23 protein-coding genes and 1 pseudogene are annotated in these 25,505 nt (G+C 69.0%); 11 read left to right on the forward strand and 13 right to left on the reverse strand.

Going from position 1 to position 25,505, the window contains the following annotated elements; translation table 11 throughout:
- The first annotated feature begins 166 nt into the window (after positions 1 to 166).
- Positions 167 to 1,633 (forward strand): CCA tRNA nucleotidyltransferase, encoded by a 1,467-nt coding sequence (locus AB0J12_RS18405; RefSeq protein ID WP_363265336.1) that lies wholly within the window; start codon positions 167 to 169, stop codon positions 1,631 to 1,633.
- A gap of 110 nt (positions 1,634 to 1,743) precedes the next feature.
- On the opposite strand, the gene AB0J12_RS18410 is transcribed toward AB0J12_RS18405, so the two are convergent.
- From AB0J12_RS18410 to AB0J12_RS18425, 4 genes and pseudogenes are all read right to left on the reverse strand, one after another.
- Complete coding sequence (locus AB0J12_RS18410; protein ID WP_363265337.1) at positions 1,744 to 2,268, reverse strand: hypothetical protein; 525 nt, start codon at positions 2,266 to 2,268, stop codon at positions 1,744 to 1,746.
- Positions 2,269 to 2,385: 117 nt separating this feature from the next.
- Positions 2,386 to 3,647: pseudogene (locus AB0J12_RS18415) on the reverse strand (MFS transporter).
- 87 nt (positions 3,648 to 3,734) lie between these two features.
- Positions 3,735 to 4,817 (reverse strand): inositol-3-phosphate synthase, encoded by a 1,083-nt coding sequence (locus AB0J12_RS18420; RefSeq protein WP_363265338.1) that lies wholly within the window; start codon positions 4,815 to 4,817, stop codon positions 3,735 to 3,737.
- 44 nt (positions 4,818 to 4,861) lie between these two features.
- Entirely contained in the window at positions 4,862 to 5,539 is a 678-nt protein-coding gene (locus tag AB0J12_RS18425; RefSeq protein ID WP_363265339.1) for a PadR family transcriptional regulator, read from the reverse strand.
- Between the two features lie 384 nt (positions 5,540 to 5,923).
- On the opposite strand from AB0J12_RS18425, the gene AB0J12_RS18430 reads away from it, so the two are divergent.
- Both AB0J12_RS18430 and AB0J12_RS18435 read left to right on the forward strand, forming a co-directional pair.
- A complete protein-coding gene (locus tag AB0J12_RS18430; protein ID WP_363265340.1) occupies positions 5,924 to 8,623 on the forward strand; it encodes a transglycosylase domain-containing protein in 2,700 nt (899 codons plus the stop codon).
- Positions 8,624 to 8,753: 130 nt separating this feature from the next.
- A complete protein-coding gene (locus tag AB0J12_RS18435) occupies positions 8,754 to 10,256 on the forward strand; it encodes a glycosyltransferase 87 family protein (protein WP_363265341.1) in 1,503 nt (500 codons plus the stop codon).
- Between the two features lie 82 nt (positions 10,257 to 10,338).
- Here the strand turns inward: AB0J12_RS18435 and AB0J12_RS18440 are convergent, their stop codons facing one another.
- The 3 genes from AB0J12_RS18440 to AB0J12_RS18450 all read right to left on the reverse strand — a co-directional run bounded on the left by AB0J12_RS18440 (position 10,339) and on the right by AB0J12_RS18450 (position 13,041).
- Positions 10,339 to 11,370, reverse strand: coding sequence for an alanine racemase (locus tag AB0J12_RS18440; RefSeq protein ID WP_363265342.1), 1,032 nt, complete (start codon positions 11,368 to 11,370; stop codon positions 10,339 to 10,341).
- Positions 11,371 to 11,435: 65 nt separating this feature from the next.
- Positions 11,436 to 12,557, reverse strand: a complete 1,122-nt coding sequence (femX, locus tag AB0J12_RS18445) for a peptidoglycan bridge formation glycyltransferase FemX (RefSeq protein WP_363265343.1) — start codon at positions 12,555 to 12,557, stop codon at positions 11,436 to 11,438.
- Positions 12,558 to 12,726: 169 nt separating this feature from the next.
- On the reverse strand, positions 12,727 to 13,041 hold the full coding sequence (locus AB0J12_RS18450) for a hypothetical protein (protein ID WP_363265344.1): 315 nt from the start codon (positions 13,039 to 13,041) through the stop codon (positions 12,727 to 12,729).
- Positions 13,042 to 13,316: 275 nt separating this feature from the next.
- Here AB0J12_RS18450 and rpsF point away from each other — a divergent pair, with 275 nt between their 5' ends.
- The 4 genes from rpsF (at position 13,317) to rplI (ending at position 15,054) form a co-directional block, all read left to right on the forward strand.
- A complete protein-coding gene (rpsF, locus tag AB0J12_RS18455; protein ID WP_014673750.1) occupies positions 13,317 to 13,607 on the forward strand; it encodes a 30S ribosomal protein S6 in 291 nt (96 codons plus the stop codon).
- 77 nt (positions 13,608 to 13,684) lie between these two features.
- Complete coding sequence (locus tag AB0J12_RS18460; protein WP_363265345.1) at positions 13,685 to 14,272, forward strand: single-stranded DNA-binding protein; 588 nt, start codon at positions 13,685 to 13,687, stop codon at positions 14,270 to 14,272.
- 81 nt (positions 14,273 to 14,353) lie between these two features.
- Positions 14,354 to 14,590, forward strand: a complete 237-nt coding sequence (gene rpsR / locus AB0J12_RS18465; RefSeq protein WP_003949403.1) for a 30S ribosomal protein S18 — start codon at positions 14,354 to 14,356, stop codon at positions 14,588 to 14,590.
- Between the two features lie 17 nt (positions 14,591 to 14,607).
- Positions 14,608 to 15,054, forward strand: coding sequence for a 50S ribosomal protein L9 (rplI, locus tag AB0J12_RS18470; protein ID WP_363265346.1), 447 nt, complete (start codon positions 14,608 to 14,610; stop codon positions 15,052 to 15,054).
- 191 nt (positions 15,055 to 15,245) lie between these two features.
- Here rplI and AB0J12_RS18475 read toward each other — a convergent pair whose 3' ends face one another.
- Complete coding sequence (locus AB0J12_RS18475; protein ID WP_363265347.1) at positions 15,246 to 16,583, reverse strand: MATE family efflux transporter; 1,338 nt, start codon at positions 16,581 to 16,583, stop codon at positions 15,246 to 15,248.
- Positions 16,584 to 17,043: 460 nt separating this feature from the next.
- On the opposite strand from AB0J12_RS18475, the gene dnaB reads away from it, so the two are divergent.
- Both dnaB and AB0J12_RS18485 read left to right on the forward strand, forming a co-directional pair.
- Positions 17,044 to 18,522 carry a replicative DNA helicase gene (gene dnaB, locus AB0J12_RS18480; RefSeq protein WP_363265348.1) on the forward strand — a complete coding sequence of 493 codons (1,479 nt, stop codon included), beginning with the start codon at positions 17,044 to 17,046 and terminating at the stop codon, positions 18,520 to 18,522.
- Between the two features lie 73 nt (positions 18,523 to 18,595).
- Positions 18,596 to 19,981, forward strand: a complete 1,386-nt coding sequence (locus tag AB0J12_RS18485) for a serine hydrolase domain-containing protein (protein WP_363265349.1) — start codon at positions 18,596 to 18,598, stop codon at positions 19,979 to 19,981.
- Between the two features lie 87 nt (positions 19,982 to 20,068).
- Here AB0J12_RS18485 and AB0J12_RS18490 read toward each other — a convergent pair whose 3' ends face one another.
- A complete protein-coding gene (locus tag AB0J12_RS18490; RefSeq protein ID WP_363265350.1) occupies positions 20,069 to 20,521 on the reverse strand; it encodes a GNAT family N-acetyltransferase in 453 nt (150 codons plus the stop codon).
- Positions 20,522 to 20,530: 9 nt separating this feature from the next.
- Positions 20,531 to 20,995 (reverse strand): MarR family transcriptional regulator, encoded by a 465-nt coding sequence (locus AB0J12_RS18495; RefSeq protein WP_363265351.1) that lies wholly within the window; start codon positions 20,993 to 20,995, stop codon positions 20,531 to 20,533.
- 144 nt (positions 20,996 to 21,139) lie between these two features.
- Between AB0J12_RS18495 and AB0J12_RS18500 the strand changes: the two genes are divergently transcribed.
- A complete protein-coding gene (locus AB0J12_RS18500; RefSeq protein WP_363265352.1) occupies positions 21,140 to 22,348 on the forward strand; it encodes an MFS transporter in 1,209 nt (402 codons plus the stop codon).
- A gap of 67 nt (positions 22,349 to 22,415) precedes the next feature.
- Positions 22,416 to 22,838, forward strand: coding sequence for a heme-binding protein (locus AB0J12_RS18505; RefSeq protein ID WP_363265353.1), 423 nt, complete (start codon positions 22,416 to 22,418; stop codon positions 22,836 to 22,838).
- An 87-nt stretch (positions 22,839 to 22,925) separates the two neighbouring features.
- On the opposite strand, the gene AB0J12_RS18510 is transcribed toward AB0J12_RS18505, so the two are convergent.
- The 3 genes from AB0J12_RS18510 to AB0J12_RS18520 all read right to left on the reverse strand — a co-directional run bounded on the left by AB0J12_RS18510 (position 22,926) and on the right by AB0J12_RS18520 (position 25,427).
- The gene (locus AB0J12_RS18510) at positions 22,926 to 23,792 is read right to left on the reverse strand and encodes a GNAT family N-acetyltransferase (RefSeq protein ID WP_363265354.1); all 867 of its coding nucleotides are present in this window, start codon (positions 23,790 to 23,792) and stop codon (positions 22,926 to 22,928) included.
- Between the two features lie 140 nt (positions 23,793 to 23,932).
- Positions 23,933 to 24,415, reverse strand: a complete 483-nt coding sequence (locus AB0J12_RS18515; RefSeq protein WP_363265355.1) for an NUDIX hydrolase — start codon at positions 24,413 to 24,415, stop codon at positions 23,933 to 23,935.
- A 106-nt stretch (positions 24,416 to 24,521) separates the two neighbouring features.
- Positions 24,522 to 25,427, reverse strand: coding sequence for a LysR family transcriptional regulator (locus AB0J12_RS18520; RefSeq protein ID WP_363265356.1), 906 nt, complete (start codon positions 25,425 to 25,427; stop codon positions 24,522 to 24,524).
- Positions 25,428 to 25,505 lie beyond the last annotated feature (78 nt).

The following is a 25,505-nucleotide window of genomic DNA, read 5'->3' on the forward strand; positions in this document are numbered from 1 at the left end:
CAAGATCAGCCGCGGTCTGCTCCGAGGATCAGCTGCGGTCTGCACAAGGGATCACGAGACGGCGTACCCGCGGCACAGATCCCGACATGGATCCCTATAAGCATGGATCCTTATAAAGAGGAGCGCTTCTCTGCGCGGCCCGCCGGTGCACGTACCCTGTTCTGTTGTGCCGAACGCCAATGAAGACACTCCCACTGCCCTGAGCCAGGCGCAGCAGCGCGCGGTGAGCGAACTGCTGCGGGTGGCCCCCGTCGCCGACGACCTCGCCCGCCGTTTCCAGCAGGCGGGCTTCTCGCTCGCCCTGGTCGGCGGCTCGGTGCGGGACGCGCTGCTCGGCCGACTCGGCAACGACCTGGACTTCACGACCGACGCCCGGCCCGAGGACGTCCTGAAGATCGTGCGGCCCTGGGCGGACGCCGTCTGGGAGGTCGGGATCGCCTTCGGCACGGTGGGTGTGCAGAAGTCGGCCCGGGTCGGAGACGCTGACTGGGACTTCCAGATCGAGATCACCACCTACCGCTCCGAGGCCTACGACCGCACCTCCCGCAAGCCGGAGGTGTCGTACGGCGACTCCATCGAGGAGGACCTCGTCCGCCGTGACTTCACGGTGAACGCGATGGCCGTCGCGCTGCCGGAGAAGGAATTCATCGACCCGCACGGTGGTCTGGTGGACCTGGCGGCGCGCGTGCTGCGCACCCCCGGCACCCCCGAGGCGTCGTTCTCCGACGATCCGCTGCGCATGATGCGGGCCGCGCGCTTCGCCGCCCAGCTCGACTTCGAGGTCGCGCCCGAGGTCGTGACGGCGATGTCGGAGATGGCCGAGCGGATCGAGATCGTCTCCGCGGAGCGGGTGCGGGACGAGCTGAACAAGCTCATCCTCTCCGCCCACCCGCGCAAGGGCCTGGCCCTGCTCGTGGACAGCGGAATCGCCGAGTGTGTCCTGCCCGAGCTGCCGGCGCTGCGGCTGGAGAGCGACGAGCACCACCGGCACAAGGACGTCTACGAGCACACACTGATCGTTCTGGAGCAGGCGATCGCCCTCGAGGAGGACGGCCCCGACCTCACGCTCCGGCTGGCCGCGCTGCTGCACGACATCGGCAAGCCGAGGACGCGCCGCTTCGAGAAGGACGGCCGGGTCTCGTTCCACCACCACGAGGTGGTCGGCGCGAAGATGACCAAGAAGCGGCTGACGGCGCTGAAGTACTCCAACGAGCTGGTCAAGGACATCTCCCGGCTGGTGGAGCTCCACCTGCGCTTCCACGGCTACGGCACCGGTGAGTGGACCGACTCCGCGGTGCGGCGCTACGTCCGTGACGCAGGCCCCCTCCTGAGCCGGCTCCACAAGCTGACACGCTCCGACTGCACCACCCGCAACAAGCGCAAGGCGGCCGCCCTGTCCCGCGCCTACGACGGCCTGGAGGAGCGCATCGCCCAGCTGCAGGAGCAGGAAGAGCTGGACTCGATCCGCCCGGACCTCGACGGCAACCAGATCATGGAGATCCTGGGCGTCGGCCCTGGCCCGGTGATCGGCAAGGCGTACAAGCACATGCTGGAACTCCGTCTGGAGCGCGGCCCGATGGAGCACGATCAGGCCGTGGCCGCCCTCAAGGACTGGTGGTCCGAGCAGAGCTGAACCAACGAAGCGGGGTCGTGTTTCACGTGAAACACGACCCCGGGAACGTCACAAGGGGCGGTGTTTCACGTGAAACACCGCCCCTTGCGTTGCGTTGAACCACAAACGGGTTACTTCTTGACCTCGTCCAGGCACAGCACCACGTCGTGCGCGCCGCCCGACTGGACGTACCAGACCGGCGCGATGCCCTCGCACTTGTTCTCGTCGCTGGAGAACTCGAACTTCTTCACGACCTTGTACTGCGCGTCGGTCGAGGAGCAGTCGACTTCCTCGAGCTTCGCGTCGGTGTCCGTGCCCTTGTTGTGCATGCAGGCGCCGACCGACGTCGACTCCGCGTCGTTGCGGCTCATGAACCAGCTGATGCCGAAGATGCCACCGAACTTCACCAGGGCGATGATGATCGCGACGACAATGCCGGAGATCACCTTCAGGACCTTCTTCCCGCCCTTCTTCGCCGGGGCGGCCGGAACCGGCGGCGGGACCGGGGCGCCGGGAACGCCCGGGGCGGCCTGGTTCGGGAACGGGGCGTAGGGAGCGCCCTGCGGCGGGATGCCGGGCTGACCAGGCTGCTGACCCACGGGCGGGGGAGGCGTCTGGGCGTACGGGTTCTGGCCGTGGGGCGGCGGAGTGGTCACTTTGGGGGTCCCCCTCGAACGTGGGTGCGCAGAGCGCGAGATAAGACCCACGTAAATTACTGGGTCCTTGTGGCCACTTTGCTTTCCCGAGTTCACTCTGTGGCTTGGATGTGACACTTACGGACGCCGAAAACGGGCCATAGCCAGGGCAACCACCCCATAGACCAAAGCCACCGTGACCACGAGCGGAGCGGAACGTCCGTCCGGCGGCAGCATCAGCGCAGCGACGCCCGCCGCCGCCACGAACGCGACGTTGAAGAGCACGTCGTAGAGGGAGAAGATCCGGCCGCGGAAGGCGTCGTCGACCGTGGACTGCACCACGGTGTCCGTGGCGATCTTCGCGGCCTGGGTCACCAGTCCCAGCACGAACGCCGCGACGAGGCCCGGCCCCTGGGTGAACGTCAGCCCCAGGGCGGGCACCAGCACCGCCGCGCAGGCCGAGCAGACCTGGATCCAGCGCACCGGCCCGAGCAGACCCACAGCGGACGGGGACACGACGGCCGCCGCGAAGAATCCCGCGCCCGAGACGCCGAGGGCCAGTCCCAGCAGCGCCAGCCCCCGGTCCGGGTCGGAGGACCACGCGTACCGGCACAGCATCAGCACGGTGACGGTCAGGGCGCCGTAGCAGAACCGCATCAGCGTCACGGCGGCCAACGCCCAGGCGGCCTCACGGCGTTGCGGCGCCGCGAGATGGCGCGCACCGGCTGCGAGTCCGCGTGCGGTGCCCCGGACCGCCCTCGTCAGCCGCGGCCGTACCAGCGCCCGGTCGGGGCCCAGCAGCCCCACGGCCAGGCGCAGCGAGGCGAGCGCGGAGCACAGATACAGGACCGGCCCAGCAGGACCACCGCGGCGTCGGAGCCCGCGGCCATCAGGCGTACGACGAAGGCGAGCGCGCCGCCGGCGGTCGCCGCGAGCGTTCCGGCGGTCGGGGCCAGGGAGTTGGCCATCACCAGTCGATCGGTGTCGACCACGCGCGGCAGGGCGGCGGACAGGCCCGCGAGCACGAACCGGTTGACGGCGGTGACGCACAGCGCGGAGAGGTAGAAGAGCCAGTCGGGGACGTGAGCGACCATCAGGGCGGCCGTCACCGCTGCCGTCAGGGCGCGCAGCAGGTTGCCGTGGACGAGAACCTGCCGACGGCGCCAGCGGTCCAGCAGGACGCCGGCGAAGGGGCCCACCACGGAGTAGGGCAGCAGCAGGATCGCCGTCGCGGACGCGATCGCGGTGGGCGAGGTCTGCTTCTCCGGGGAGAAGACGACGTAGGTGGCGAGGCCGACCTGGTAGATCCCGTCCGCGCCCTGGGAGAGCAGCCGTACCGCGAGCAACCGCCGGAAGTCCCTGAAGCGGAGCAGGACGCGAAGATCGCGGACGACGGCCATGCGGCACAGCCTCACACACGGAAGGGTCCCCGGGGCACAGTGCCCCAGGGACCCTTCCGGCCCTGGCAGGAGCTATCGGCGCTCAGTTCAGCGCTCGACCTCGCCGCGGATGAACTTCTCGACGTTCTCGCGGGCCTCGTCGTCGAAGTACTGCACCGGCGGGGACTTCATGAAGTAGGAGGACGCCGACAGGATCGGGCCGCCGATGCCGCGGTCCTTGGCGATCTTCGCGGCGCGCAGGGCGTCGATGATGACACCGGCGGAGTTCGGGGAGTCCCAGACCTCGAGCTTGTACTCCAGGTTCAGCGGGACGTCACCGAAGGCGCGGCCCTCGAGACGCACGTAGGCCCACTTGCGGTCGTCGAGCCAGGCGACGTAGTCGGACGGGCCGATGTGGACGTTCTTCTCGCCGAGGTCCCGGTCGGGGATCTGGGAGGTGACGGCCTGCGTCTTGGAGATCTTCTTGGACTCCAGGCGCTCGCGCTCGAGCATGTTCTTGAAGTCCATGTTGCCGCCGACGTTCAGCTGCATCGTGCGGTCCAGGATGACACCGCGGTCCTCGAACAGCTTCGCCATGACGCGGTGCGTGATGGTGGCGCCGACCTGGGACTTGATGTCGTCACCGACGATCGGCACGCCGGCCTCGGTGAACTTGTCCGCCCACTCCTTGGTACCGGCGATGAAGACCGGCAGGGCGTTGACGAAGGCGACCTTGGCGTCGATGGCGCACTGGGCGTAGAACTTCGCCGCGTCCTCGGAACCGACGGGCAGGTAGCAGACCAGGACGTCGACCTGCTTGTCCTTGAGGATCTGGACGACGTCGACCGGCTCGGCGTCCGACTCCTCGATGGTCTCGCGGTAGTACTTGCCGAGGCCGTCGAGGGTGTGGCCGCGCTGGACGGTGACACCGGTGGTGGGCACGTCGCAGATCTTGATGGTGTTGTTCTCGGAGGCGCCGATCGCGTCCGCGAGGTCGAGGCCGACCTTCTTGGCGTCCACGTCGAAGGCGGCGACGAACTCGACGTCCCTGACGTGGTAGTCGCCGAACTGGACGTGCATCAGGCCCGGCACCTTGGCCGCCGGGTCGGCGTCCTTGTAGTACTCGACTCCCTGCACCAGCGAGGCGGCGCAGTTGCCCACGCCGACGATGGCTACGCGAACCGAACCCATTCCGGTTGCTCCCTGTGTGTACTGGTGAGGCCCGCGGTGGGCGCTCACGTGGCGGTGTCGTCGGGCGTATCCGTCCGGGGGGTGTCCCCGGGACGGGGCAGGCCGCCCGACGCTCCAGATGTGGTGTCCTGCTGAGCGGTCTCCCCGGGGGAACGCATGTCCCTTCCGGCCCGCTCGCTCTCGATGAGCTCGTTCAGCCAGCGCACTTCGCGCTCCACGGACTCCATTCCGTGGCGCTGGAGCTCGAGGGTGTAGTCGTCGAGGCGCTCCCGGGTGCGCGCGAGTGAGGCGCCCATCTTCTCCAGCCGCTCCTCCAGCCGGCTGCGACGGCCTTCGAGGACGCGCATACGGACGTCGCGCGAGGTCTGCCCGAAGAAAGCGAAGCGAGCGGCGAAGTGCTCGTCCTCGTACGCGTCGGGGCCCGTCTGCGACAGCAGTTCCTCGAAGTGCTCCTTGCCCTCCGCCGTCAACCGGTAGACGATCTTGGCGCGGCGCCCCGTGAGCGGAGCGGCCAGGGCGTCCTCGGTGCCCGGCCCTGCCTCCTCGGTCAACCAGCCGTTGGCGACCAGCGTCTTGAGGCAGGGGTAGAGCGTCCCGTAGCTGAACGCACGGAACACACCCAATGACGTATTGAGTCGTTTGCGCAGCTCATAGCCGTGCATCGGAGATTCGCGGAGCAGGCCGAGTACGGCGAACTCGAGGATCCCGGAACGCCGGCTCATCGTCGCCTCCTCTCTGCCGCGACCCGTGTGACGGGCGCCGTGACGGTCCTTATGCCGAGCTGATGTATCGACTCGATACATCATGACGATAGAACGGCCGTCCGGGCGCGACAAGAGGAGCGACGGTGAACGGGATCACATCACTGATTCGTCACAACCAAGTTGCCTGATTTGGGGTGAATTTTGGGACTAGACGCGTTTTGACGGTGCGTAGTCTGTGCGCCATGCATCCCACCGGGAACCGAGTGACGCCTGACGGCGTCATCGTCCTCGGTGCAGTACGGGTGAATGCCAAACCGACCACATCCGTACTTCGGGGGGACCGGAAACCAGCCGCCGTTTCCAGGCGCGCACGGGTGCGCCTGCCCTAGGAGTAATCGTTCGATGAGCGAGCACCGTCGCAAACCGCCACAGCCGCAGGGAGGCGGACGTGCCGCGGGCCGACGCGGTACGTCCGGTTCGTCCTCCGGCCGCCGGGCGGCACCGCGAGGCGCCACCGGGTCTCCGTCCGACGCATACGGGTCGGACGCCTATGGGCCGGAAGCCGAGGAGCGGCCCTACGGCGGCCGTGCCGAGGCCCGCCGAGCGGCACAGAGAGGCGGGAGCCGACGCCGAGCGGCCGATCCGGGTCGTGGGGGGCGCCGCCCGGCGCCCGCCGGTCCGGGGCGGGGCCGCGGGCGGGCGGCCGACCCCGGCAAGAAGCGGATCATCGACTACCCGCGTGCGGGCAAGTACGGCTGGCGCCGCTGGATGCCGTCCTGGAAGCTCGTCTCCGGTCTGTTCCTCGGCTTCATCGGCAGCCTGGTGGCCGTGGCGGGCATCGGATACGCCATGGTGGGCGTCCCCGACCTGGCCAAGACCGCGACCTCGCAGAACAACGTCTACTACTGGGCCGACAAGAGCCAGATGGTCGCGACGGGCGGGGAGACCAACCGCCAGATCATCAACCTGGAGCAGATCCCCAAGGCGATGCAGTACGCCGTGATCTCGCAGGAGAACAAGACCTTCGAGACCGACAGCGGCATCGACCCGAAGGGCATCGCCCGGGCCTTGCTGAACATGGCGCGCGGCGGCGAGACGCAGGGTGGCTCCACGATCACCCAGCAGTACGTCAAGAACGCGATGCTCAACGACCAGTCGCAGACCCTGACGCGGAAGTTCAAGGAGATCTTCGTCTCGATCAAGGTAGGGGCCACCGTCAAGAAGGACGACATCATGGCCGGCTACCTGAACTCCGCCTACTACGGGCGCAACGCCTACGGCATCCAGGCGGCCGCGCGGGCCTACTTCAACAAGGACGCCGTCGACCTGAACCCGGGCGAGTGCGCGTTCCTGGCCGCGATGCTCAAGGGCGCCACCTACTACGACCCGGCCGGTGCCACCTCGATCGACCCCGCGGCCACGCCGGACGCCAACCGGAAGCGCGCCACGAGCCAGATGCAGGACACGCTGAACAAGATGGTCGAGTACGGCCATCTCGACGCCGCGCAGCGCGACAAGTACCGGACCCTCCCCACGGTCCAGAACCCGCGCTCCAACACCCGGCTCAGCGGTCAGATCGGCTACCTCGTCGACCTGGCGAACAGCTATCTGGTCACCCACAGCGACGAGACGCACGTCGACCAGCAGAAGCTGCGTGAGGGCGGCCTGTCGATCTACACGACCTTCGACAAGAAGAAGATCCAGGAGCTCCAGGCGTCCGTCACGAGGGTGCAGAAGGCCAACATCAAGCCGAAGCTGCGCCCCGAGACCGATACCCACGTCCAGTTCGGCGGGGCGTCCGTGGACCCGGGTACCGGTGCCATCAAGGCGATCTACGGCGGTGAGGACGCGACCAAGCACTTCACCAACAACGCCGACGCCACCGGCGCCCAGGTGGGTTCGACCTTCAAGCCGTTCGTTCTGGCCGCCGCCATGGAGTGGGGCAAGCGCAACCCGGAGCTCGGGCCGGACCAGGCCCAGGACGAGCGCACCATCGTCTCCCCGAAGAGCCTGTACAACGCCAAGAACAAGCTGAAGATCAAGGACTACCAGGGCAACGTCTGGACGAACGAGAAGGGCGAGGAGTGGCTGCAGACCAACGACGGCCACAAGTCGTACGGTGACCCCCCCAAGTACCTGATCGACCTGCGTGAGGCCATGCGGGAGTCGGTGAACTCCCCCTTCGTCCAGCTCGGCATGGACGTCGGTCTCGACAAGGTCAAGCAGGCCGCCATGGACGCGGGCCTGCTGGAGAGCAGTCTGGCCGGTACCAGCTACCCGTCCTTCTCCATCGGTACATCGGACCCCAGCGCGATCCGTATGGCCGGCGCGTACGGCACCTTCGCCGCCAGCGGCGAGCAGCGCGACCCGTACTCCGTCGACAAGGTCGTCAGCAAGGACGGGGTGGCCTTCGAGCACCGGGCCAAGACCAAGCGGGCCTTCAGCGAGAAGGTCGCCGACAACGTCACCGACGTGCTGAAGACCGTGGTCGACAAGGGTACGGGTACGGCCGCCCAGCTCCCCGGCCGCGACGTGGCCGGCAAGACGGGTACGACCGACGGCAACAAGTCCGCCTGGTTCGTGGGCTACACCCCGCAGCTGTCCACGGCGATCACCATGTTCCGGTACGACGACGACGCGTCGAACAAGAACCGGACGTTTCTCGAGATGTTCGGCACCGGTGGCCAGAAGAAGATCCACGGTGCCTCCTTCCCGGCGCAGATCTGGCACGACTACATGGCGGAGGCGCTGAAGGGCGAGCCGGCCAAGCCGTTCCCGGCGCCCGAGCCCATCGGCGAGATCATCAACGCGCAGCCCTCGCCGACGCCCACTCCGTCGGCGACGGAGTCGGAGAAGGAGAGCCCGTCGCCGACGCCGTCGCCCAGTCACAGCTCCCCCAGTCCGTCGCCGTCGGTCAGCGAGTCCTGCAAGCCCTGGGACTGGACCTGTGACCCGGCCGGCGGGGCGAACGGTGGTGGCACCGACACCGGAGGCACGGACGGCGGTGTGTCTCCGTCGCCGTCGCCCTCGGACAGCGTCGGCGGCAACCCGAGGGGTAACCAAAATGGCGGCGGCGGGCTCTTCGGAGGCCCAGCCGGATAGTCACCGACCGCCCAAGACGGGTGTTTCACGTGAAACGTCCCGACGTTTCACGTGAAACAGGGGCCGCCGCACCGACTCAGGTGCGGCGGCCCTCGGCGTTTTCCCAGCCTTGTACGGCAGGATGTGCCCCATGCCCAGTGCAGAATCGACGCCGACGAGCGCGCACGAGCCGGACACGGTACGGCCGACCCGGGACGACAAGATCGCCGCGGCCGGCAGTGAGCTGATCGGCGGCCCGCTCGGACGGCGTGCCCTGACCGGGGCCTCGTGGTGGACGCCCGTCCGGATCGTCGCCCTGGTGGCGATCGGCATGTTCGCCCTCGGGCTGGTGCAGAAGGCGCCCTGCTACAACGGCGCCTGGTTCTTCGGAGCCAGCTCGCAGTACACACACGCCTGCTACTCCGACATCCCGCACCTGTATCAGGGCCGCGGCTTCGCCGACGGGCTCGTGCCGTACTTCGACAAGCTGCCCGGCGACATGGACTACCTCGAGTACCCGGTGCTGACCGGCGTGTTCATGGAGGTGGCGGCCTGGCTGACACCCGGCAGCGGCAGCATTCAGCACCAGGAACAGTGGTACTGGATGGTCAACGCCGGGATGCTGATGGTCTGCGCGGCCGTCATCGCCGTCTGCGTCTCGCGCACACACGCCCGCCGGACCTGGGACGGCCTGCTCGTCGCCCTGGCGCCCGCCTACGTCCTGACGGCCACCATCAACTGGGACCTGCTCGCCGTCGCTCTGACGGCCGCCGCGATGCTGATGTGGTCCCGGGGCCGCTCCGTGGCCTTCGGCGTCCTGCTGGGGCTCGCCACCGCCGCCAAGCTCTACCCGGCCTTCCTGCTCGGCCCGCTGCTCGTGCTGTGCTGGCGCGCGGGCACCTGGCGGGCCTTCGGCAAGGCCCTGGGTGGTGCGGTCGTCTCCTGGCTCGTGGTGAACCTGCCCGTCATGTACTTCGCGTTCGACGGCTGGTCGAAGTTCTACCGGTTCAGCCAGGACCGGGGCGTCGACTTCGGATCGTTCTGGCTGATCCTGGCGCAGAACTCCAGCCACCCGCTGCACACCGAGACCGTCAATGTGCTCGCGCTGGCGCTGATGCTCCTGTGCTGCCTGGGCATCGCCGTGCTCACCTTCACCGCACCGCGCCGCCCCCGGTTCGCCCAGCTGGCTTTCCTGATCGTCGCCGCGTTCATCGTCACCAACAAGGTCTACTCGCCGCAGTACGTCCTGTGGCTGGTGCCGCTGGCCGCGCTGGCCCGGCCCAAGTGGCGGGACTTCCTGATCTGGCAGGCCTGCGAGGTGGGGTACTTCCTCGGAATCTGGATGTACCTCGCGTACACCACCAGCGGAGACGCCCACAAGGGTCTGCCGACCGACGGCTATCACTGGGCGATCGGCGTGCACCTGTTGGGGACGCTGTACCTGTGCGCCGTCGTGGTGCGCGACATCCTCATGCCGGAGCGGGACGTGGTGCGCGTCGCCGGCGACGACGACCCGTCCGGCGGGGTCCTGGACGGTGCGGAGGACGTGTTCGTCCTCGGACCCGCCGCCCATCCCCCACGGCACGCAGCCCACTTCGACACCCCGGCGGTGGAGTGGGGCAACGGCCGTGAGGCGGCAGGGGGTTCGCTCTGAGCGAACGGCCCCCCGGGGACCGTATGACAAAGGCCGTACACGGGCGCTCCCGCGTACGGCCTTCGGCGTTCGCCGTGCCGGCTCAGCGGTCCATGAGCCGGTCGAACTGCGTGGTGGTGTGGCGCAGATGGGCCACCAGCTCGTCACCGACCTTCGGCTCGGCCGCTTCGGCGGGCACGAACAGGATGGACACCTGCATGTGCGGGGGCTCGGCGAACCAGCGCTGCTTTCCGTCCCAGACGAACGGAGAAAGGTTCCGGTTCACCGTGGCGAGGCCGGCGCGTGCGACGCCCTTCGCGCGCGGCATGACGCCGTGCATGGCCTTCGGGGCCTCCAGACCCACCCCGTGCGAGGTACCCCCCGCCACGACGACCAGGAACCCGTCGGAAGCCGCCTTCTGCTGCCGGTAGCCGAAGCGGTCGCCCTTGGACACGCGCGTGACGTCCAGGACCGCGCCGCGGTACTCGGTGGCCTCGTGGTCGCCCAGCCACAGCCGCGTGCCGATGCGGGCGCGGAACCGGGTCTGCGGGAACTGCTGTTGCAGCCGCTGCAGTTCGTCGGCCTTGAGGTGGCTGACGAACATCGTGTGCAGCGGCAGCCGGGCCGCGCGCAGCCGGTCCATCCAGCCGATGACCTCCTCGACGGCGTCGGAGCCGTCGGTGCGGTCCAGCGGCAGATGGATGGCGAAGCCCTCCAGCCGGACGTTCTCTATGGCGGCGTGCAGTTGCGGCAGGTCCTGCTCGCTGATGCCGTGCCGCTTCATCGAGGACATCACCTCGATGACCACCCGGGCGCCGACCAGGCCGTACACGCCGTCGATGGAGGAGACCGAGCGCACCACCCGGTCGGGCAGCGGCACCGGCTCCTCGCCGCGCCGGTACGGGGTCAGCACCAGCAGGTCGCCGCCGAAGAAGTCCTTGATCCGGGCGGCCTCGTACGTCGTACCGACGGCGAGCAGGTCCGCACCCAGGCGCGTGGCCTCCTCGGCCAGCCGCTCGTGACCGAAGCCGTAGCCGTTGCCCTTGCAGACCGGGACCAGGCCCGGGAACTGCTCCTGCACGTGCTTGTGGTGCGCCCGCCAGCGCGCGGTGTCGACGTAGAGCGTGAGCGCCATGGCCGGACCTGGAACCTTTCTCGTGGTTGCGGTGTGTCAGAGGTATGGAAGCACTGAACGGGACGTCAGCGGCGCGACATGTAGATGTCGAGCGCCTTGTGGAGCAGCTTGTTCAGCGGGAAGTCCCACTCGCCGAGGTACTCGGCGGCCTGGCCGCCCGTGCCGACCTTGAACTGGATCAGGCCGAAGAGGTGGTCGGACTCGTCGAGCGAGTCGGAGATGCCGCGCAGGTCGTAGACGGTCGCGCCGAGGGCGTAGGCGTCGCGCAGCATCCGCCACTGCATCGCGTTCGAGGGCCGGACCTCGCGGCCGATGTTGTCGGAGGCGCCGTAGGAGTACCAGACGTGCCCGCCGACGATCAGCATCGTGGCCGCCGCGAGGTTCACACCGTTGTGGCGGGCGAAGTACAGCCGCATGCGGTTGGGGTCCTCACTGTTGAGGGCCGACCACATGCGCTGGAAGTACGACAGCGGGCGCGGCCGGAAGTGGTCGCGCACGGCCGTGATCTCGTACAGCCGCTGCCACTCCTCGAGGTCGTGGTAGCCGCCCTGGACGACCTCGACGCCGGCCTTCTCCGCCTTCTTGATGTTGCGGCGCCACAGCTGGTTGAAGTTCTTGTGGACCTCTTCCAGGGAGCGGTTCGCCAGCGGCACCTGGAAGACGTAGCGGGGCTGGACGTCACCGAAACCGGCTCCGCCGTCCTCGCCCTGCTGCCAGCCCATACGACGCAGCTTGTCGGCCACCTCGAAGGCGCGCGGCTCGATGAAGTCGGCCTCCAGGTCGCGCAGGCGCTTCACGTCCTGGTCCTGGATGCCCTTCTTGATGGTGTCGGCGTTCCAGCGCCGGATGACCACCGGCGGACCCATCTTCACCGAGAAGGCGCCCTGCTGCTTCAGGTGGGCGAGCATCGGCTCGATCCAGTCCTGCAGATTCGGTGCGAACCAGTTGATGACCGGGCCCTCGGGCAGATAGGCGAGGTAGCGCTTGATCTTGGGCAGCTGCCGGTAGAGCACCAGGCCCGCCCCGACCAGCTCGCCGGTGCGCTCGTCGAACCAGCCGAGGCTCTCGGAGCGCCACTCCGCCTTCACGTCCGCCCACGCCGGCACCTGCATGTGACTCGCCGCCGGCAGGGTCTGGATGAAGGCCAGATGCTGCTCGCGACTGATGGTCCTCAGGGTCAGGCTCATTCGGGGCGCTCCTCGGGCTGGTCTGTCCCCACGGGTCAGGGGCTCCGGCTCTAGCGCCGAAGCCTACTGCGCCCACGGAGCGCGCCTGCTGGGCGCACGGCACATCTCGCCCGGCCGCGCGGCGGCCGGGTGAGATGCGTGGTGCTGGAGAAGGAGATGTCGGGTGACGTCAGAAGACGCCGCCGAAGAGACCGCCGTGCGCCATGCCGAGCAGGAATCCGACGCCGGACGCGCCCAGGCCCACGATGATGCCGAAGCGCTCACGGGTGGTCACCGAGACCCACTGGCCGTAGGCACCGACGAGGATGCCCACCAGACCGGCCCAGGAGCTGAGCAGGTGCAGGTCGTCGGAGACAAGAGCCGTGATGAAGGCCAGCAAGCCGAGGGCCAGCGTCACGACGAGCAGCGTGTCCTGGAGGGGATGGGACTTTCCGTCCGTGGCGAGAAGGCCGGAGGCGGTCTTGGGTCGCAATGCCTGTGCCATAGGGCACCTCCTGCGGAAGACGGCGCATCGTAGCGCCATACACACCCGATGTGTACAGATTGACGGCCTCCCCGGCCGGATTTCAACCGGAAGCCGGTGTGCGGGTAGTCTGTACCCTCTGCACCGGTGTCTGCCCAGGCCGCTTCGAGACTGGCCAGGGTGATACCGCCGACTGACCCCGATTGTCAGTGGCGGCCGATACCGTTGCGTACGCATCACAACCCTCCTGCCACGGAACGACCGTGGCCGCTGAGTCCAAAGGAGGTGGGTTCCACATGCGTCACTACGAGGTGATGGTCATCCTCGACCCCGATCTCGAGGAGCGCGCTGTCTCCCCGCTGATCGAGAACTTCCTTTCTGTCGTCCGTGATGGCGGCGGAAAGGTCGAGAAGGTCGACACCTGGGGCCGTCGTCGTCTCGCGTACGAGATCAAGAAGAAGCCCGAGGGCATCTACTCGGTCATCGACCTGCAGGCTGAGCCCGCGGTCGTCAAGGAGCTCGACCGGCAGATGAACCTGAACGAGTCGGTCCTCCGGACCAAGGTCCTTCGCCCCGAGACCCACTGAGCCTTCCGCTCAGCTGATCTCGGGATTCCGAGCAGCACCACCAGCAGCCAGCAGCAAACCCGCCGAGAGGTTCCCCCATGGCAGGCGAGACCGTCATCACGGTCATCGGCAATCTTGTCGACGACCCCGAGCTGCGCTTCACCCCCTCCGGTGCGGCGGTCGCGAAGTTCCGTGTCGCGTCCACCCCCCGCACCTTCGACCGTCAGACCAACGAGTGGAAGGACGGCGAGAGCCTGTTCCTGACCTGCTCGGTCTGGCGTCAGGCGGCGGAGAACGTCGCCGAGTCGCTCCAGCGAGGCATGCGCGTCATCGTGCAGGGCCGGCTGAAGCAGCGGTCGTACGAAGACCGTGAGGGTGTCAAGCGCACGGTCTACGAGCTGGACGTCGACGAGGTCGGCCCCAGCCTGCGCAACGCCACGGCCAAGATCACCAAGACCGCCGCAGGCCGCGGTGGCCAGGGTGGTTACGGGGGCGGCGGCGGTGGCGGCCAGCAGGGCGGCGCCGGCTGGGGCGGCGGCCCCGCCGGTGGCGGCCAGCAGGGCGGCGGCGCTCCTGCCGACGACCCCTGGGCGACCGGCGCTCCCGCCGGTGGCAACCAGGGTGGCGGCGGCTGGGGCGGAGGCTCCGGCGGCGGTGGCGGCTACTCGGACGAGCCCCCCTTCTAGGCCTTCGGTCCGGTCCTTCGGGGCCGGTCCCGGTCGAGGGCGGGTCGTACCCAAACTTCTTGATCACACAGGAGAATCACCATGGCGAAGCCGCCTGTGCGCAAGCCGAAGAAGAAGGTCTGCGCTTTCTGCAAGGACAAGGTCACGTACGTGGACTACAAGGACACGAACATGCTGCGGAAGTTCATTTCCGACCGCGGCAAGATCCGTGCCCGCCGCGTGACCGGCAACTGCACGCAGCACCAGCGTGACGTCGCCACGGCCGTCAAGAACAGCCGTGAGATGGCGCTGCTGCCCTACACGTCCACCGCGCGCTAAGGGAGGGTGACCGAAACATGAAGATCATCCTCACTCACGAGGTCTCCGGCCTCGGTGCCGCGGGCGACGTCGTCGACGTCAAGGACGGTTACGCTCGCAACTACCTGATCCCGCGGAACTTCGCGATCCGCTGGACCAAGGGTGGCGAGAAGGACGTCGAGCAGATCCGTCGTGCTCGCAAGATCCACGAGATCCAGACCATCGAGCAGGCCAACCAGATCAAGGCCCAGCTCGAAGGTGTGAAGGTCCGTCTGGCCGTCCGCTCCGGCGACGCCGGTCGTCTCTTCGGTTCCGTCACCCCGGCCGACGTCGCGTCCGCGATCAAGGCGTCGGGTGGCCCCGAGGTCGACAAGCGCCGCATCGAGCTCGGTTCGCCCATCAAGACCCTGGGCGCCCACGAGACGTCCGTGCGTCTGCACCCCGAGGTTGCCGCCAAGGTCAACATCGAGGTCGTCGCGGGCTGATCACCGCGTGATCGCTGCGCTCGCTCGAGCCGGTGAGAGGGGCCGCACCCGTCAGGGTGCGGCCCCTCTCGTGTGCGGGGAGCTGCCCCGGGCGGGGACGGGGGGCGTGTTTCACGTGAAACACGCCAGCGGATCGTCGTGCCGGAGGATCGGCGGGCCCGATGAGGCCGGCACCGTTTCACGTGAAACGGTCAGCGCGTCGCGCCCGTCACCAGCCAGCGGCCCGAGCGGGTGCGCAGCCCGAGGGTCACCAACCGTACGGTCATCATCAGCGTCATCGCACCCCACAGCGCGGTCAGTCCTCCGCCCAGCGCCGGGACAAGCAGCGCGGCCGGTGCGAAGACCGCCAGCGTGACCAGCATCGCCCACGCCAGATACGGTCCGTCGCCGGCGCCCATCAGCACGCCGTCCAGGACGAACACGACGCCGGAGACCGGCTGGGAGAGCGCCACGATCAGCAGTGCGGGCAATGCGGTGTCCGTCACCGAGGAGTCGCTGGTGAACAGCGGCAGGAAGAGCGGGCGGGTGAGCACCACCAGGACACCGAGGACGACGCCGACCGCGATGCCCCACTCCACCATCCGCCGACAGGCGGCTCGGGCACCGTCGGGATCGCCCGCGCCGAGGTAGCGGCCGATGATGGCCTGCCCGGCGATGGCGATGGCGTCGAGGGCGAAGGCCAGCAGGCTCCACAGCGACAGGATGATCTGGTGGGCGGCGATATCGGCGTCACCGAGGCGAGCGGCCACGGCGGTGGCGATCATCAGGATGGCGCGCAGGGACAGCGTGCGTACCAGGAGGGGAACGCCTGCCTGGGCGGAGGCGCGGATGCCCGCGGCGTCAGGTCGCAGGGAGGCGCCGTGGCGACGGGCACCGCGGATCACCACCGTGAGATAGACCGCGGCCATGCCGCATTGCGCGATGACGGTTCCCCACGCCGAGCCCGCGATGCCGAGACCGGCGCCATAGACGAGGCCCGCGTTCAGGGCGCCGTTGGCGACGAATCCGCCGACGGCGACGTAGAGCGGTGTCTTCGTGTCCTGCAGTCCGCGCAGAACACCGGTTGCGGCGAGCACGACGAGCATGGCGGGGATGCCCAGCGCGGAGATCCGCAGATAGGTGATGGCGTACGGTGCCGCGGTGGACGAAGCACCGAAGAGGTCGACGATCGCCGGAGCCAGCGGAAGGACGAGGGCGATGACGGCCGCTCCGAGCAGAACCGCGAGCCAGATGCCGTCCATGCCCTGGCGGATGGCGGCCGGGAGATCGCCGGCACCCACGCGGCGGGCCACCGCGGCCGTGGTCGCGTAGGCGAGGAAGACGAACACGCTCACCGCGGTGGTGAGCAGGGCGGAGGCGACGCCCAGCCCGGCGAGCTGGGCGGTGCCGAGATGACCCACGATGGCGCTGTCGGCCATGACGAAGAGAGGCTCGGCGACGAGGGCACCGAAGGCTGGAACGGCCAGGGTGACGATCTCGCGGTCGTGGCGGCGGCGGGTGACCCTGGAGGTCGGGGGAGCCTGTGTCATGAGCAGCAATCTAGTCGTCCACAGGTAAGAGATGCAATGCCGCATAGCCCCTTACTTACCGGAACGGTGGGCGTCTTCTCGCGCAGTGTTCGAAGTGATCTTGGTCCGACCGGGAAAGTTTTTCTTCTGCACAGCCCGTGAATGCCGAAACCGCAGGTCAGAGGCGTTGCTTCGGTGGCAGAGCGAGCTTGTTCACAGCGCTGTCCACCGGGTCGTGCACAGGTTTCGAGGGGTTCTCCACAGCATCGGGGCCGTCGTCCACATGGCCTGTGGATAACCAGATTGGCTGACGCCTCCGTGGGGCCTACCGTGGTCCGGCGCCCGCTCGTCCGCCGGTGGCGAAAAACGCCACAAAACCAACGCGTCTCAAGTGGAGTCGGGCCTCTCGGTTTGTCAGTGCCGTCCCTTAGAACAGAGGGGCACGGCGAGGTCCGCTCTGCGGACGGGAGGAGGTGGCTCGGTGAGCATTTCCGAGCCCTTGGACGATCCGTGGGCCGACAGCGGTCCAAGTGATCGTCTGCCCGCTTCCCGCCGGCGCGGTGACGGGGTTCGGACCCGTGAGGAGCAGCACGACCGGGGGCAGGACAGCGGCGGCTGGGACGGCGCCGGTTCGGCCTTCGAGCGGGTACCGCCCCAGGACCTGGAGGCCGAGCAGTCGGTCCTCGGCGGCATGCTGCTGTCGAAGGACGCGATCGCCGACGTCGTCGAGATCCTCAAGGGTCACGACTTCTACAAGCCCGCCCACGAGACGATCTACCAGGCGATCCTCGACGTCTACGCCCGGGGCGAACCGGCCGACCCCATCACCATCGCCGCCGAACTCACCAAGCGGGGTGAGATCAACAAGGTCGGCGGCGCGTCGTATCTGCACACCCTTGTCCAGACGGTCCCGACGGCGGCCAACGCCGAGTACTACGCGGAGATCGTGCACGAGCGCGCGGTCCTGCGCCGCCTGGTCGAGGCCGGCACGCGGATCACGCAGATGGGATACGCAGCCGACGACGACGTCGACGAGATCGTCAACCGTGCGCAGGCGGAGATCTACGCGGTCACCGAGCAGCGCACCAGCGAGGACTACCTGCCGCTCGGCGACATCATGGAGGGCGCCCTCGACGAGATCGAGGCGATCGGCTCACGCAGCGGCGAGATGACCGGTGTGCCCACGGGCTTCACCGACTTCGACTCGCTCACCAATGGTCTGCACCCCGGCCAGATGATCGTCATCGCGGCCCGTCCCGCCATGGGTAAGTCCACCCTCGCGCTGGACTTCGCGCGCGCCGCGGCGATCAGGCACAACCTGCCGAGCGTGATCTTCTCCCTCGAGATGGGGCGCAACGAGATCGCGATGCGCCTGCTGTCCGCGGAGGCCCGTGTCGCCCTGCACCACATGCGCTCCGGCACGATGACCGACGACGACTGGACGCGCCTGGCCCGCCGGATGCCCGACGTGTCCGCGGCGCCGCTCTTCATCGACGACTCCCCGAACCTGTCGATGATGGAGATCCGCGCCAAGTGCCGCCGTCTGAAGCAGCGCAACGACCTCAGGCTGGTCGTCATCGACTACCTCCAGCTGATGCAGTCCGGCGGCTCCAAGCGTGCCGAGAGCCGTCAGCAGGAGGTGTCGGACATGTCACGTAACCTCAAGCTGCTCGCCAAGGAGCTGGAGGTTCCCGTGATCGCGCTCTCCCAGCTCAACCGTGGCCCCGAGCAGCGCACCGACAAGAAGCCGATGGTCTCGGACCTGCGTGAGTCCGGCTCCATCGAGCAGGACGCCGACATGGTCATCCTGCTGCACCGCGAGGACGCCTACGAGAAGGAGTCGCCGCGCGCGGGCGAGGCCGACCTGATCGTGGCCAAGCACCGTAACGGCCCGACGGCGACGATCACGGTCGCCTTCCAGGGCCACTACTCGCGCTTCGTGGACATGGCGCAGACCTGAGGCGCCCGCCGTGTGGTGCCGCGCCCGGCGAAATGGGCTCGACGTGGACTGATCCGGCGGGTGGACTGGGCGCATGACGAGATTTCAGGAAGAGCTGCTGCCCGCCACCCGGCGTGCGCTGTTGCACCGGATCGCCGTGGCCCAGGCGGACGGCAGGGCCCCCTCGCTCGTCGCGGCCGTCGTCCGCGACGGACGCACCGTCTGGCACGGTGCGCGCACCTCGGTCGACGGTCATGGGCCCGACGAGAATGTGCAGTACAGGATCGGGTCGATCACCAAGACCTTCACGGCCGTTCTGGTCCTGCGGCTACAGGACGAGGGACTGCTCGACCTCGGTGACCCGCTGGAGAAGCATCTGCCCGGCACCGGCGCGGGCGAGGTGACGATCCGGGAACTGCTCGCACACACCAGCGGGCTGGCGGCCGAGTCGCCGGCCCCGTGGTGGGAGCGCACGCCGGGGACGCTGCGACCCGAACTCGCCGACGTTCTGGGGGAGCAGCCGTTCCGGCACCCGGTCGGTCAGCGGTTCCACTACTCCAACCCCGGTTTCACCCTGCTCGGGGCCGTGGTCGAGAAGGTGCGGGGCGAGGCATGGGAGGACGTGCTGCGGCGCGAGGTGCTCGAACCCCTGGACCTTCGTCGCACGGATGTGCGGCCCAGTGCCCCACAGGCCGGAGGCTGGGCCGTGCACCCATGGGCCGATGCGATGCTGCCCGAACCGGCGGAAGATCTGGGCCGGATGGCCCCCGCGGGCCAGCTGTGGTCCACCACGGGCGACCTGGCGCGCTTTGCCGCCTTCCTGGCCAAGGGAGACGACCGGGTGCTCGGCGCGCAGTCCCTGCGCGAGATGCGGACGCCCACGGCCCCTTCCGAGGCGGCGAACGTGGCCGACGGTTACGCCTACGGACTCGGTTTGGAGATCCGGCACCACGGCGGGCGGCTGCTGGCAGGGCACTCCGGATCGCTTCCGGGTTTCCTGGCCGGCCTCCAGTTCAGCGTGGAGGACGACGTGGCCGCCGTAGTGCTCGCCAACTGCACCTCCGGTCCGCCCATCGCGACCGTGGCCGCGGATCTCGTGGGGATCGTCGCCGAGGCGGAGCCGCGCATCCCCGAACCCTGGCGCCCGTTGCGGGAAGCCGATCCAGCGGTACTGGAGCTGGCCGGGCCCTGGTACTGGGGGACGCATGGGTTCGCCTTGCGGCTGACGGCCGACGGGCTGGCGTCGCTGGAGCCGCTCACGGGCAACGGCCGCCGCTCGCGCTTCCGGCCGAACGGTGACGGCACGTGGACCGGGCTGGAGGGCTACTACGCCGGTGAGGTTCTGCAGGCGGTGCGGCGGCCCGACGGCTCGGTCGACCACTTGGACCTTGGCTCATTCGCCTTCACGCGGCAGCCGTACGACGGCAGCGCCGCGGTGCCGGGCGGTGTCGACCCGCAGGGGTGGCGGGGTATCGGCTGACGCATCGTGGCTTCGGGTGAGGGGGCGAGGGGGCGAGGCGCCTGTTTCACGTGAAACAGGCGCGAGACGGCCCCCACGCCGCGTCGGTCACAGGGACAACTTGAAACCGAGGTGCGAGCCCTCGAACCCGAGTCGCTCATAGAACCGGTGGGCGTCGGTCCGGCTCTTGTCCGAGGTCAGCTGCACCAACTGGCAGCCCAGGAGCCGGGATTCGTCCACCGCCCACTCGATGAGCCGGGTGCCCAGCCCGCTGCCGCGCTCGTCGGCGTGGATCCGCACCGCTTCGATGATCGACCGGGTGGCCCCTCGCCGGGACAGGCCGGGAATCAATGTCAGTTGAAGGGTGCCGACGATGCGGCCCTCGCGCACCGCGACGACCAGGCGCTGGTTCGGGTCCGCGGCGATGCTCTCGAACGCACTCAGGTACGGCGCGAGGTCGTCGGGGGACTCGCGCTGGGCACCCAACGGGTCGTCCGCGAGCATGGCGACGATGGCCGGGACGTCGTCGGGGACGGCGGCCCGTATCTCAAGATCTCCCATGACCGCACCTTATGCGGGCAGCGGTGCCTTCAGGGTTTCCACGACGTGGACCAGAGGGGCAAGATCCGCGTTCTTCGCCGCCTCGTCGAGGGCCTCGCGCAGTGCGGCGTCGTTGGTGGGCCGGGCCTCCTCGAGGAGCTCCAGACCGGCGTCGGTGACGTTGGTGTAGATGCCACGACGGTCGGTGGGGCACAGGTAGCGCTCGAGCAGACCGCGGTCCTCGAGCCGTGTGACCAGGCGGGTGGTGGCGCTCTGGCTGAGGACGACCGCGTCGGCGACCTGCTTCATCTGCAGATGTCCGCCATCGCCGTCGTGCTGCCGGCTGAGCACGTCGAGCAGGGAGTACTCGCGCACGCTGAGCCCGTGCCGAGCCTGCAGGGCGCGCTCGATGTGCGTCTCGATCCTCCCGTGGAGCAGGGAGAGGGCGCACCAGCCCTGAGCGAGGGCGGTGAGCGCGGGGTCCGTCGCTGTCATCGGCGTTCTTCCTCCGTCCCGGAGCGGCTGCTACCAGGATAGGGCAGCCACGCAATAGAGCGCGTTTGCAAGTATCCCGCGTCTGCAATTATTGTGGACGCACGCAAAGCGCATCTGCAATCGTTCGGGAAGGTGTACCCCTCCATGCCTCTCGCGCTTCTGGCCCTCGCGATCGGGGCCTTCGGAATCGGAACGACCGAGTTCGTGATCATGGGCTTGCTGCCCGAGGTCGCGGGCGACTTCGGGGTCTCCATCCCGACGGCCGGCTTCCTCGTCACCGGATACGCACTCGGTGTCATGTTCGGCGCCCCGCTGATGGCGGTCCTCGGCACCAAGATCCCCCGCAAGCGGATGCTGATGCTGCTGATGGCCCTGTTCATCGCCGGCAACCTGCTGTCCGCCCTCGCTCCCGCCTTCGGCATCATGCTCATCGGCCGGGTGGTGGCCTCACTCGCCCACGGTGCCTTCTTCGGCATCGGTTCCGTGGTCGCCGCCGAACTGGTCGCCCCCGACAAGAAGGCCGGCGCCATCGCCATGATGTTCACCGGCCTGACCGTCGCCAACGTCGTGGGCGTACCGCTCGGCACCCTGGTCGGCCAGAGCGTCGGCTGGCGCGTCACCTTCGGCATCGTCGCCGCCCTCGGCGTCGTCGGCCTGCTCGGCATCGCCAAGCTCGTCCCCGACCTGCCCAAGCCGGAAGGCGTGCATCTGCGCCACGAGCTGGCCGCGTTCAAGAACGTCCAGGTCCTGCTCGCGATGGCGATGACCGTCCTCGGCTTCGGCGGTGTCTTCGCGGCCATCACCTACATCGCGCCGATGATGACGCACGTCACCGGGTTCGCCGACGGCTCCGTCACCTGGCTGCTGGTGCTGTTCGGCCTCGGCATGGTGGGCGGCAACCTCGTCGGCGGCAAGTTCGCCGACCGCGCCCTGATGCCCATGCTGTACGTGTCGCTGGGTGCCCTGGCCGTCGTCCTGGCGCTCTTCACGCTCACCGCGCACAACAAGATCCTCGCGGCCGTCACCATCGCCCTGATCGGCGCGCTGGGCTTCGCCACCGTCCCGCCGCTGCAGAAGCGCGTCCTCGACCAGGCCCATGGCGCTCCCACGCTGGCCTCGGCCGTGAACATCGGCGCCTTCAACCTCGGCAATGCGCTGTCGGCCTGGCTCGGCGGGCTCGTGATCTCGGCCGGCTTCGGTTACACCGCTCCCAACTGGGTGGGAGCCGTCCTCGCCGCGGGCGCCCTCGTCCTCGCCGTGCTCTCGGCCGCCCTGGAGCGCCGGGCCGGTGGGCCCCGCACCGTGGTGGCCGGCTCGGGGACCGTCGAGCCACGCGCCGCCGTCCACCACTGACCCTCCTCGGCACCCCCGTGCACCGCTCTCCAGCTACACCGCACACCCCCTCACCAAGGAGACCCCCGTGAGCACCACCACCGTCGTGACCCCCCTGACCACCCAGGACGCCGAGATCCTCGTCGCCGCCGCCCGGCGGGCCGCCGAGACGGCCGGCGTCACCGTCAGCATCAGCGTGCTGGACGCCGGCGGGCACCTCCTCGCCTTCCGACGGGACGACCGGGCCGTGCTGATCTCGGGGGAGACCAGCACCCGCAAGGCCTACACGGCGCTCCAGCTGGACGCCCCGACCGCGGACTTGGTGGACGCCGTCCAGCCCGGCGGCCTCTTCCACACCCTGCCCACCGCGCTCGACCGGCCGCTGCTGTTCATCGCCGGCGGCCTGCCCGTTCACCGCGACGGCCGACTGATCGGCGCGATCGGCGTCGGCGGCGGTGCGCCGGAGCAGGACCACGCCTTCGCCTCCGCGGCCGTCGAGGCGCTGGCCTGACCCACAGCCCACCACAGCACAGCCACCCCACCACAGCACAGCGCCGGTCCCCGTGGGAACCGGCGCTGTCGTGCGTCTACCGCGCGGTCAGCCCGCGGCCACCGTCACCGGGGCGAACCGCCGGCTCCAGTCACCCGGCAGGCCGGTGATGCCGTGGGTCATGACGGAGTTGAAGGCGACGGACGCCATGCCGTGCTCCTTGACCCAGGAGAGCAGTTCCTCGTGGCGGACGTCGATGTCGGTGCGCAGCGGGCGGTCGGTGCCCGCGGCGAGGGAGGTCATCAGCGCCTTGGCCGTCGCGGTGTCCCGGGCGATGAGCGGGCCCACGACGTGGGTGTTCATGTTCGGCCACGCGGCGGCGTAGCCGGTGATCCGCCCACCGTCCTCCGCGACGCGCAACTGGTCGGCGAAGGCGGGCAGCCGCGTCACGATCGGCGTGCGGTCGGCACCGAACACCTCCTCGTCGAGACGGAGGATGGCCGGCAGGTCCTCGGCGGTGGCTGCCCGTGTGGCCGCGGTGTCCACCGTGACGTCCGGAGTCAGGCGCCCGACCACCATCTCCGCCCGGCCGGTGGTCTTGAAGCCCAGCTCCTCGTAGAGCGGGCGGCCGTTCGGTGTCGCGTGCAGGGTGAGCGGCGTCGTGCCCATCTCGGCGAGGACATGCCGCATCATCCGGCGCCCGACGCCCTGGCGGGCGTGGCGCTCGGCGACCAGGACCATACCGACGGCACCGAGAACAGGACGCTCTCGCGGTCCGTACGCGGTGACGACGCACGCGCTGACGAGGCCGCCCTCGGGATCGTCGATGCCGTAAGCCGTCCCCGCGGTGAGGAGGAATCCCCACTTGTGTTCCTCCCGCGGCCAGCCACGGTTCTCGGACAGGTCCGCGCAGGCGGTGAGATCGCGAAGCGTCAGACGGCGGATGGGCACAGCGGCAAGGGAAACAGTCGGCACGCAGGTCAGGCTGTCCGACGGCAGGCCCCTGCGTCCACCTGTTTCACGGCAGACGTACGTGCTTTTGGCCATGTCGTGGTCTGGCGGACAGCTCGGGGACAGACGGGCGACGTTTCACGTGAAACAGGCGGTGCGGCTCATCACCCCAGGTCGGGTGCGTGCATGGCGCGTACGCCCTCGATGTTCCCGTCCAGGTAGTGCCGCAGTGACAGCGGAACGAGGTGCACGGAGGCGATGCCGACGCGGGTGAACGGAACCCGGACGATCTCATACTCGCCGGCCGGCTCATCCACCTCGGGGCCGTGGCGCTGTGAGAGGTCCATGGATTCCAGGCGGCAGACGAAGAAGTGCTGCACCTTCACTCCGGTCGCACCGCCCTCCTCACCGATGTGCTCCACGGTGTCCACGAAGCAGGGCACCACGTCGGTGATCTTGGCGCCGAGCTCCTCGTGCACCTCGCGGTGCAGAGCGTCGACGACGGTCGGGTCCTCCGGCTCCACCCCGCCGCCGGGTGTCAGCCAGTAGGGGTCCACGCCAGGCTTCGTACGCTTGATCAGGATGAGGTCGTCACCGTCCAGGAGAACGGCGCGGGCGGTGCGCTTGACCACGGGTCGGACGGTCATGGGAGAAATGTGGCCCGGCGCGTTCCGTATGAAACATCCCCGCCGGTTTCACGTGAAACATCGCGAACCGTCATCAACCGAACTCGCTCGGTGAACCGCAAGCGGCTCAGGCCCAGTCGGCCGCCGCCCGCTGGAGCCGCTCATGGGCCCGGGCGATGTGCGGCATGGCCAGTGTCCCGGTGCGCACCGCCAAAAAGTAGGTCCGCAGCGGAGGCACCGTCGGATGGTGCAGCGCCACGACTTCGCCGCGTTCCAGGGCAGCCGCGCACAGATAGCGGGGCAGGACGGCGAGCCCCGCCCCTGCCGCCGTACAGGTGAGGACCGCGCGCAGGTCGGGGACGATGATCGCGCCGGAGGGCGCGGGACGGGAGTCGAAGACGGAGGCCCAGTAGCGGGAGACGAAGGGGAGGGACTCGTGGACCTCGACGACGGGGAGGCTTTGCAGGGCCGGGGCGCCCGCGCGGCGCAGTTCGGCGCGGCGGACCTGTTCGACCCGGTGCGGGGCGGCGACCAGGACGTGTTCCTCGTCGCACAGTGCGGTGGCGGTGAGCAGCGCGTCTCGGGGCCGGGTGGTACTGATGGCCAGGTCGTGATGGCCGGCCGCCAGCCCTTCGAGTGCCTTCTCGGCGGTGCCGAAGGACGCGCGCAGGGCGAGCCCCTGTCCGTCGTCGCCGGTCAGCTCCGTCAGCACCGGCAGGGCCCGCTCCGCGATGAACTCCGGGGGCCCTGCCAGATGCAGGGTCCGTAACGACGACTCCTCGTCGACCCCCGTCTCGGCGATCTCCACCAAAGCGTCCAGATGCGGGGCCGCCTTGTGGGCCAGCTCGTCGCCGATGGCCGTCGGGGTCACCCCGCGGGCCTGGCGCAGGAACAAGGGGCGGCCGAGCTGTCGCTCCAGTGTGCGGATCTGTGAGGTCACGGCCGGTTGGGACAGACCGAGCAGGGCAGCTGCCCGGGTGAAGGACCCGGCGCGGTGCACGGTCACGAAGGTGCGCAGTAAGGCCAGATCCATGGCGTGCCCTCCCCTCTCGCCGCCCGTTCAGGGTGCTCGGCCGCGCACCCAACTATAAATATGTCGATAGGTCTCTGT

The organism is Streptomyces sp. NPDC049915 (genome assembly GCF_040656475.1).
Lineage (GTDB): Bacteria > Actinomycetota > Actinomycetes > Streptomycetales > Streptomycetaceae > Streptomyces.